The sequence below is a fragment of the Hydrocoleum sp. CS-953 genome (assembly GCF_002260545.1).
Taxonomy (GTDB): domain Bacteria; phylum Cyanobacteriota; class Cyanobacteriia; order Cyanobacteriales; family Microcoleaceae; genus Trichodesmium.
The window spans coordinates 1-9896 of the sequence record NZ_LGSU01001320.1 but is presented as its reverse complement, the minus strand read 5'-3'; the positions used below and the strand labels follow the sequence as shown (position 1 = coordinate 9896).

Genomic DNA, 9896 nt, shown 5'->3' with positions numbered 1-9896 from the left:
TATGCGAAGCTAACGGCCGTTTCGCGGAGCGACATGTTTGCGGAGCATTCCGTCAGGAAAACGCCCCTACGACTCCTGACTCCTAACTACAACCAAAATATTACAACTTAAATTAGGATTGCTATATTAATAAACAAAATTATAATTCAATAAATATGTTGCACCGCCTGCGTCTTTTAGAAATCCTTGAATATATTTTTATTACTGCTTCTGCCGTCGGAATTTTTGGTAATTATATGTTTGAGCAACCAATTATTTATCCGGTAGTATTTGTTTTTATATCTTTATTGTTAAATCTGTTTAACAGACGAAAATTAGCCGCACAAACTCAAGCCATTAAATTTGATAATACTAGAAAATTAGACGAATATCAAGAGTCAATTTATGAGGTTATTTCTCAGTTAAAAAATAGTATAAATTCTTTTGAATCTACGGCTCAAACATTAGGCAATAATCAGGGAGAAGGGAAAAGTCAACCTTTCATGGAAACGATTAAAAGTTTGTCAAATCGGTTAGAACTTCAAGAACAAACTATCAAGTTATTACAAACAGAATTAGATTTAGTTTCTCAGCAGTTTAAACAACGACCAGAACTACAACAAATTAACGATTTAACAAGTGTGATTATTGATTTACAACAGTTTATTAATAAATTGCCAGAATGGAGTGACTTAAAACAACAACAATTTCAAAAATTGGAGGAAAAAGTTAATCAAGCTTTGCATAAACTTGAGGAAAATATCAAAGAAGAAAGAGCAGTGAGGAGTCAGGAGTCAGAAGTCAGAAATGAGGAAATTTAGGGTTGCTGACAATGGACTGTACAACTAGAATTACTCAATCCTAGAAACCGGGTTTATGTGAGCATATTTGAGTCTTATTAGATATCTATATAAACCCGGTTTCTATACCGTAAGACACCCCTGAAAATTATCATCTTCAACTACTACTTAATCAATTATTTTTAGATGACTTAACGTGCTTAACTAATAATTTAGCGATCGCCTCTTGTTGCTTATTGTCAAAACTTTTAATAATTAATTTTACCACTTCTTTGGGGTCTTTTGGTAAAGTTACTTTTTTCTGTTCAGAAGTTGTTGCTTTGGGAGGAGTTGCGATTTCTGTTAAATCTTTACTCGGTACTATTTCCTCTACCTTTCCTGCTTGGATTAACTCACCTGCTTGATTAAGTTCTTTAATAATCACAGGTGCTAGAACTTGATAAGATAACTTAGAATTAGTCAGAGCTTGTTGAGAAGCATTAACTAAAGTATGCCAAATTTCTGTATTTTCATCCAACTGCAACAAACCATTACAACCTTCTATTAGTTGTTTTCTTGAATCTGGAGAATCACCCTTTTTAAAGACCTCCAACATTTCTTTTAATTTATCTTTAACCTGTTGATAAAAATTAGTTTTTGCCTTCTCTTTTCCATATTCAAAAGTAGTAGATTTAGTAACAGTTCCACCACTAACTAAAGTATTCAAATTAGATTCTAACTCAGCAAATACAGGCAAAGCATTTTCTACTATTTCTTCTCCTTCTTCTTCTCTCAAACCATAAGGACCTTGGAGACGTTCTACTAAATCTTTGAGAGTATCATATCCTTTTAAAAATTGAGATTCTACTGTTTGGTCAATATCAACAGGATTTTCTCGAATTATTTTAAAACAATCTTCTAAACGGTGAGCTACCTTTTTTACACTGTGCATTCCCAACATAGCAGCTCCACCTTTTACAGAGTGAGCTGCTCTAAACATATCATTAATAGTTTCAGAATCTGACATTGTAGACTTCAAATCTACCAACCCATTTTCTAAGGTTACTAAATGTTCTTCTGCCTCCATTATGAATAATTGTTTAATCCGTTCTTCTTGTTCTGATGGCACAATATTTCTCCTAAAATTTCAAGTTATTAACTAATATTGAATTAGGAATAAATTAAGTATAAAACTCCATTGACTTGAAGCTACTACTTCTGTTATCTGGTTAATATGACTAGACACTTCAACCCATCTTAAAGTAAGTAAGCATAAATAAACGAACAAGCGTAGGGTAGGCTTAAAAAACTACATTGCGCTTATGTCAAGCCTTTCAGTAAAACCCGCCACTACAACTTTTTCAACAGATAATTATACCTACCTACTTTACCTACTTACTAATTCAATTTACTACTTCTATTTTAATACTTTTTTGCTGATAGTTAGAAGATAATTTATCGTTAAAAAACCTATAGGCTGGAGTTTCAAACCTATTTTTGCAGTAAATTTTTTTGTATAGGAGTTAGAAGTTTGGTGATGACAACTTAGCCTTACTAACAGCTAGTCATTGCCAAAATAAAACTTTTGACTTTTGAATTTTTAATTTTAATGATTCTGCCAATATTTATAGGCAGCATAAGCCAAAACTACCACACAAGTAACAATAGAAGATTCATCTACCTCAAATTGGGGATGATGGAGAGGATAGTTATGTTTGTCTTTGTGTCCCACTCCTAGACGAAACATCATACCTGGAACTTGCTCCAAATACATAGAAAAATCTTCTGCACCAAGGGAAGGCTCTGGTAAAATAGTAACCCGATCGCTACCCCAAGCCTCCAAAGCTACTGACTCAACTAACTGAGTCAACATTGGATCATTTTGTACAGAGGGGACTCCCTGACGATAATTTAGTTCATACTTAGCGCCATAAGAACTACAAACATTGGCCACAATATTTTCAATCCAGGCAGGTAACTCTTTATGGGTGTCTGGATGGAGCGATCGCACAGTTCCCGACATTTTTACTTGATCTGCTATCACATTTGGTGCTCTTCCGCCAGTAATCTTACCAATTGTTAACACTACAGGTCTCAAAGGATTATGAGTCCTACTAATGGCCTGTTGTAAATTAGTAATAACCTGAGAAGCGATCCAAATAGCATCTATAGCTTCGTGGGGGCGGGCACCATGACCAGATTCTCCAATAATTGTTAATTCCAAATCATCAGCAGCAGCAGTTAGTACCCCGTGGCGAATACCCACCGAACCTGCGGGAATAGTCGGATAAGTATGAACTCCTAAAATTCCCTCTACATCCTCGAGCGCCCCATCTTTAATCATCCAACTGGCACCCTGGGCAATTTCCTCAGCAGGTTGAAACAGAAAACGGACATTTCCTGGTAGGGGTTCTCCCAACTCAGACAATACCATTGCTGTACCTAAACCAACTGTTGTATGGACATCGTGACCGCAGGCGTGCATAATGCCAAGATTACGGGAGGCAAAATCTAAATCAGTACGTTCTCTAATTGGCAAAGCATCCATATCTGTACGAATGGCCAGCCACTGATGAGTATTGTTGCTGCCTTTGAGTTCTCCCAGAACCCCAGTTTTACCGATAGCTTCCCGTACATGAAGACCGGAGGAAGATAATACACCTGCAACATAAGCAGCAGTTTGGTGTTCTTGGCCACTTAATTCTGGGTGGGAGTGAATATGGCGACGAATTTCAATTAGACGAGGTGCGAGGGTAGTTGCTAATTCTTTGATTCTGTTTAACATAGATAATTTTTTGTCTATTCTTTCAATTTATTTAATATCAAATCTGTTGACTTCGGAGTAAAATAATTCTTTTTATCGTCATACAATGGGTAGGGGCGAATGGCCATTCGCCCCTACAATATGGAATCTTATTTTTAATAGACCTCTCCAAAAAAAATATAGATTTTTTGCGCATAGTAGGGAACAGGGAATAGGGAAAAATAATTGATAAAATTGTGGGAAGAACTGAAAAAGCTGATAACTGAAACTACCAAGGTAATACTTCACCCTTGGCGTGCCAAAAAGTTCCTGTATTTTCTAAGTTTAATTCATCAATTCTAGCCAATAAATTTTTAGCAGATTCTTCGGGAGAAATTCCTGTAAAATTTGTCATCCTAGTGCTAACTAAACCTGGATGTAAAATTGCGACATAAATTCCCTGTGGTTTTAAATCTACAGACAAAGATTTACCTGCCATACTAACAGCAACCTTTGACATTCGATAACCGTAGGAACCACCGGAAGTATTATCATCTATGGAACCCATTCTACTTGTAATAATGGCAATTTTTCCACCAGATTCTATCAAGGGTAATAAAGCATGAGTTAGGCGTAAAGTTCCCATAGCATTCACTTCAAATTGTTGGCGAATACTATCAAAATCTAAATCATCTAGATAGTTGCTTGTTCTTTTGACTATTCCTGCATTATTAATTAGTACGTCTAACTTAACTCCTTGGAGACGATTAACTAAACCTGCTACATCTTTTTCCGAAGTAATATCTACTCTTGTTTCTACAGAAATTCCTAGACTTTCTAATTCCCCATCTGACTGGCGACAAACAGCAATTACTTGATTACCTTTGCTATGAACTTGTTTACATAATTCTTTGCCAATACCACGATTAGTTCCTGTTATTAAATAAGTTGCCATAATTGATTTTTTTCTTTAATTGGTGATAATTTTTATGGTTGATTATAACATGGAATGCGTGCAAAAGCTGACAACTGAAAAGATGAGATTGGCAAAATTTTATTTGCTATAGTAAAAAGGGCTGAAAAAGCTAATAACTGATAACTGATAAATTATGTCTGAATCTACAGAAAATTCAAAACAAATTATTACAGTAGGTGACCAAGCAACGACAAATGATGAACTTGGTTTTACTCCTTATGTTATAGCTATGGCTGAATTTTTAACTCATAAAGATACTAAACCGCCACTAACTATTTCTATCGAAGGTGAATGGGGTAGCGGTAAGTCTTCTTTTATGAAACAACTTGAATCTGAGGTAAAAAAGAAGTCTAAAGAATTAGATAAGGAAGATTTAAAGAAAGTTTGGCAGAAGATTAAAAAAGACCGGATTATTTTCAGCGATGTGTCAGATATCTATGAATTTTTCAGATTAAGATTAAAGCAAGAAACTCAAACTGTTTGGTTTAATGCTTGGCGACATGATAAATCTGAATCACTTTGGGCGACTTTTGCTCTATCTTTTTTAGAACAATTGTCGAAAAATCGTAATTTATCTGATATTTTCTATAATTTTTGTAGTTACTTAATTCTAATCGCTAATCGTCTTGACTGGAAAGATAAGCCAGTCAAATTTCTCCAGACTTTGGTAATAATATGGTTGATGGTAACTATTATTTTTTCTATTCCAATTGCTTACTTTTTTAAAGATGAAGTTGCGGTAATTTTTCCGTGGTATGAAAACTTGGCAGATATTGTTAAAACAGATTCAGAGTCAGAAGAGGAAGATAAAAAGGAAAGTGGTAAAAAAACTGATACTGAGGAAGATAAAGAAGAAGAAAATAATCAACTTTTAACTATCTGGTTAACTTTGGGAGGTGCTGGTGCTTCATTTGCTGGAATAGGAAAACTTCTGGGAATATTAAAGGATTTAATTGGCGACCCGAAAATGGATTTGACTCAATATCTTGAGTCTCCTGATTATAAGAAACAAGTGGCTTTTGTGGAAAAGTTTCACGAGGATTTTTCTAAAATTGTTAATGCTTATGTAGGTGAAAATGAGAATATTTATGTTTTTATTGATGACCTTGACCGTTGTGAGTTGGATAAATCTGCAGATTTATTGCAAGCTCTAAATATGATGATTTCTAATGACCCAAAGATAATTTTTATTTTGGGTATGGATAGAGAAAAGGTAGCAGCAGCAATAAGTTTTAAACAAAGAAATGTTATTCCTTTTCTAGCTTCAGCGATCGCCGAAAATCAAGCAGAGGAAAATGAAAGTCAGAAGTTGAGTAAAAAGGTTGATTATGGTTTTAGTTTTCTGGAAAAGTTTGTGCAATTATCATTCTCTGTTCCTGCACCTTCTCAAAAGATATTGGATAGTTTTGTTGAAAAAATTTCAGAAATAAAAAAATCTCCAGAAAAACAAGAAAAATACTTTTTTGGGATTTCTCATAGTTTAATTGCTGAAGTATTTGATTTTTCTGCAAGGTTTAATGATGGAAAAGAATGGATAGAAAAATTTAAAGACAGAATATTTTCACCAAGAGAAAAAGAAGCAGAAAAAACAGAGGCAGAAGAGTCTTCCGTTTCAGAACAAAATCTAGAATCTCAAGAGACTGAGACTTCATCTCCAGATTTACCTATTTTCCCAATTATTGAAAAAGATTTAGATTCAGAAAGTTTTGCTAAAGTTATAGAGATGGTTGCTCCTTTTTTTGATTATAATCCTCGTCGTTTAAAACAATATATTAATATACTGAGGCTCAGGACTTATATTGCCTATTATTCTATTGGAGTTACTTTTGCTGAAAGAGAAACAATAACCACAGAACAAATAGCTAAGTTTACTGCTATTACCCTCAGATATCCCCGCCTTCTTTTGGAACTAAAGAATAATTATAAACTACTTGCTGAGTTAGAAAAAGATGCTATTGATAAATCTCTTAAATCAAATAATTCCGTCATACTTAGTTATGAATCTACACCTAGCGATCGGGAAGCAGGAAATGCAAATTATTGGCTAAAAAATTACCCAAAAATTAAACAATTACTTTCCTCTGAAATGATATTGAATAATGAGAAAAAATCTGGCAAAAAGTATATTTTTGAAAATGGTTCGATTAAAAAACTCTTGGAAGTTTCTCCACAACAAAGTTTACCTACTAAATATTTTACACTGCGTGAGTTCCTAGCTGCTAAAAAGTGGAAAGAGGCGGATATTGAAACTTATAAGGTTATGTTACAAGTTGCAGAGCGAGAAAAAGAAAGATATCTAGACATAAAAGAGATAGAGCAATTTCCTTGCCAAGACCTCCGCATAATAGACCAGCTTTGGGTAAAATATAGTGATGGTAAGTTTGGCTTTTCTCTGCAAAAGAAAATTTATCAAAGTTTGGGTGGTACGAGGAAGTATAATCAGGAAGTGTGGGAAAACTTTGCTAAAGAAGTAGGATGGATTCAAGGGGAAGGAGAGGAGGAAACCTGGATGCTATGGGACGACCTAACTTTTAGTACAGATACGCATTACGAAGGACACCTCCCTTTGTTGGTGGCCGTGGAAGGGCCGTCGGTGGGGAGTAGGGAATTGTGGGAGAGATTGGGGGTATTCCTCTTCTCTCGCGCAGAGACTTGTAGACTTTAACAGATAAGCGTTTCAGCCGCCTTTTCAGTTATCAGTTATCAGCTTTTTCAGTGAACATTTATTAGTTCGGATAATTATTGTGTAGGTTGGGTTGACGTCAGGAAACCCAACAAAAATTAACAGTGGTGGTGCAGTCTTAATGCTACAGGAAGTGGATAAGCTTTCTGTTGGGTTGCGCTGTCGCTTAACCCAACCTACGATCTACTACAAAATGATGCAGAAAATTCTCAAGTCAATTCTACTTCCAATATTCGCCGTATTCGCCGCCTTATTAACAGGAGCAGCTCTAATGCTCTTAGCAAAAACTAATCCTGTAACTGCCTATACCGCCCTATTCCAAGAATCTCTAACCACCTACTTTGGTTTCAGCGACACCCTCAGCAAAACCACCCCACTATTACTAGCAAGTTTAGGAATATTAATAGCATTACGAGCAGGTTTATTTAATCTCGGTGGGGAAGGGCAAATTTATATGGGAGCTTTAGGCAGTGTTGTCGTCGGACTATATTTGCCTAACTTCCCAATATGGATACATTTACCCCTAGCATTGACAGGAGGTTTTCTTCTCGGAGCATTTTGGGGAGCGATCGCTGGTTATCTCAAAGTCGCCCGTGGTTTAAATGAAGTGCTGACTACCCTACTACTAAATTACATCGCTCAAAATTTTGTCAATTACATGGTAAACGAACCACTTATCGCCCCGGACGCCCCCAGTCCCTACACTCCTCTCATTGCCGAGTCAGCGCGTTTACCGATAATTTTGCCCAAAACTCAAGCTCACGCCGGAATTTTATTGGGGTTAGCTATTGCCATAATTTTAGCCGTGGTGTTGTCGTTTACAGCTTTCGGTTATCAAGTGGATGCCGTCGGGCAAAACCCTACCGCAGCTCGTTACGCCGGAATTTCTGTTAACCAGACTATTCTGGCAGTCATGGGTTTATCGGGTGGTTTAGCAGGTTTAGCAGGAAGCGCAGAAGTATTAGGAGCAAAATATCGGTTGTTTGAAAACTTTTCTCCTGGTTATGGTTTCGACGCGATCGCCATTGCATTATTAAGTAGGGGCAACCCCCTAGCAGTAATTTTAACATCCCTATTTTTTGGTATTCTCAGGAGTGGAGCGAATGTAATACAGCGGAGTGCGGGAGTTTCCATAACTATTGTTTATGCTATTCAAGGTTTGACAGTGTTATTTTTGGCAATAAGTTTAGCGTTTGAATTTGAAAAAGGAGTCAGGAGTAAGGGAGTAGGGGAGTAAGGGAGTAGGGGAGTGGGGGAGCATTTTGTAGGTTGGGTTGACAAAGGAAACCCAACAAAAACTTATAATTGTTGGATTGTGTTTTAGTAAACTGACACAAATAAAATGGTGCGTTACGACGGATTGTTAAATTTAATTTCACAGTCTAAATTTTAGCCGTCTAACGCACCCTACGAATTTTGCTAATAACTATATCTAATTTCCCTACTCCCTAAGATAATGCTATACTTCATCAAGACTTCAGTTGTTAAGAAATAAGTAAGCAAGAATAATGTTTTTAACGATTATAGACAAATTACAAATATATATTATACCTAATTTACCTGCTCACTACTCCCTACTCCCTACTCCCTACTCCCTATTATCTGACTATCTATCTGCCACAATTCGACTTTCTATACCTCTAGCTTTTGCTGCTTTAGGTGGAATATTTTCCGAACGTTCCGGCGTTCTAAATATTGCTTTAGAAGGAATGTTATTAACAGGAGCTTTTGTCAGTGCTGCTGTTTCTATTACTACTGAAAATGTCTACTTCGGAACCTTAATAGCAATTTTAGCTGGAGGAATTTTAGGCTTAATTCATGCGTATCTTTGTGTCAATTTAAAAGTCAATCAAATAGTCTCAAGTCTGGCAATAAATTTAGCAGCATCAGGATTAACAGCTTATGGTGCTAGAGTATTATTTGACAGTGGCACAATTGCTCTACCAGGTATTCAAACTATCAATATTTTCGGATTAAAAGACTTGCCTATTTTGGGAATCTTCTTCAATCAAGACCTATTATTTTATCTGCTTTTGCTATTAATTCCTGTTTCTACTTATATAATTTTTAACACCAGTTGGGGTTTAGCCTTAAGAGCAGTCGGCGAATATCCTCAAGCAGCAGCAACCGCCGGAATATCTGTTAGTTTAGTGCGTTATTTAAGTGTAGGTTTTAGCGGTTGTTTGGCAAGTTTAGGAGGAGTTTATTTAGCATTAGTTCATGTGAAATTTTTCACAGAAGGCATGAGTAGTGGCAAAGGTTTCATTGCCTTAGCAGCTCTAATATTTGGTAGATGGCATCCAGTTTATACCGTTTTAGCTTGTTTATTATTTGGAGCAACAGAAGCTTTGCAATTAAGAGTTCAAGCTTTTAATCTGAATATTCCCTATCAATTTTTAGAGATGTTACCTTATGTTATTGCTCTATTCGCTTTAATTGGTTTAGCCGGAAAATCTACCCCTCCTGCTGCTTTGGGAAAAGTGTATTTTAAAGATAGTAAAAATTAGAAGGTTTAGTGAAGAATAAACAATATATATTGAGTAAGTAGGGACCTTGCATGCAAGGTCCTTACAAGATTTTTATAGTAGGGGCGGGTTTTAGCTAGAATTTTCATGCTGACTCTAAGATTTATACAAACCCGCCCTAAACAAAGAGTAGTTTCTAGGTGTAAGCCACCTTGTAGGGTAAGTTACATTGAATTAACGCAGTGCGATCCCAAATGTTTCGGTGCGTTAG

At 36.1% G+C, this 9896-nt stretch carries 7 protein-coding genes; 4 read left to right on the top strand and 3 right to left on the bottom strand.

Going from position 1 to position 9896, the window contains the following annotated elements:
* Positions 1–155 precede the first annotated feature (155 nt).
* The gene (locus AFK68_RS24270) at positions 156–800 is read left to right on the top strand and encodes a hypothetical protein (protein ID WP_094673696.1); all 645 of its coding nucleotides are present in this window, start codon (positions 156–158) and stop codon (positions 798–800) included.
* A 151-nt stretch (positions 801–951) separates the two neighbouring features.
* Here the strand turns inward: AFK68_RS24270 and AFK68_RS24265 are convergent, their stop codons facing one another.
* From AFK68_RS24265 to AFK68_RS24255, 3 genes are all read right to left on the bottom strand, one after another.
* Entirely contained in the window at positions 952–1887 is a 936-nt protein-coding gene (locus AFK68_RS24265) for an Hpt domain-containing protein (protein WP_246844428.1), read from the bottom strand.
* 477 nt (positions 1888–2364) lie between these two features.
* Positions 2365–3543 carry a M20 family metallopeptidase gene (locus AFK68_RS24260; protein WP_094675771.1) on the bottom strand — a complete coding sequence of 393 codons (1179 nt, stop codon included), beginning with the start codon at positions 3541–3543 and terminating at the stop codon, positions 2365–2367.
* Positions 3544–3790: 247 nt separating this feature from the next.
* The gene (locus AFK68_RS24255) at positions 3791–4456 is read right to left on the bottom strand and encodes an SDR family oxidoreductase (protein ID WP_094675769.1); all 666 of its coding nucleotides are present in this window, start codon (positions 4454–4456) and stop codon (positions 3791–3793) included.
* A gap of 154 nt (positions 4457–4610) precedes the next feature.
* Between AFK68_RS24255 and AFK68_RS42500 the strand changes: the two genes are divergently transcribed.
* The 3 genes from AFK68_RS42500 (at position 4611) to AFK68_RS24240 (ending at position 9667) form a co-directional block, all read left to right on the top strand.
* Entirely contained in the window at positions 4611–7142 is a 2532-nt protein-coding gene (locus AFK68_RS42500) for a GUN4 domain-containing protein (RefSeq protein WP_246844427.1), read from the top strand.
* Between the two features lie 91 nt (positions 7143–7233).
* Positions 7234–8397 (top strand): ABC transporter permease, encoded by a 1164-nt coding sequence (locus AFK68_RS24245; RefSeq protein ID WP_246844426.1) that lies wholly within the window; start codon positions 7234–7236, stop codon positions 8395–8397.
* 271 nt (positions 8398–8668) lie between these two features.
* The gene (locus AFK68_RS24240) at positions 8669–9667 is read left to right on the top strand and encodes an ABC transporter permease (protein WP_094675767.1); all 999 of its coding nucleotides are present in this window, start codon (positions 8669–8671) and stop codon (positions 9665–9667) included.
* The last annotated feature ends 229 nt before the right edge of the window (positions 9668–9896 follow it).

Coding starts and splice junctions, on each gene's coding strand:
- AFK68_RS24270 (WP_094673696.1), top strand. CDS start 156: ATGTTGCACCGCCTGCGTCTTTTAGAAATCCTTGAATATATTTTTATT.
- AFK68_RS24260 (WP_094675771.1), bottom strand. CDS start 3,543: ATGTTAAACAGAATCAAAGAATTAGCAACTACCCTCGCACCTCGTCTA.
- AFK68_RS24255 (WP_094675769.1), bottom strand. CDS start 4,456: ATGGCAACTTATTTAATAACAGGAACTAATCGTGGTATTGGCAAAGAA.
- AFK68_RS42500 (WP_246844427.1), top strand. CDS start 4,611: ATGTCTGAATCTACAGAAAATTCAAAACAAATTATTACAGTAGGTGAC.
- AFK68_RS24240 (WP_094675767.1), top strand. CDS start 8,669: ATGTTTTTAACGATTATAGACAAATTACAAATATATATTATACCTAAT.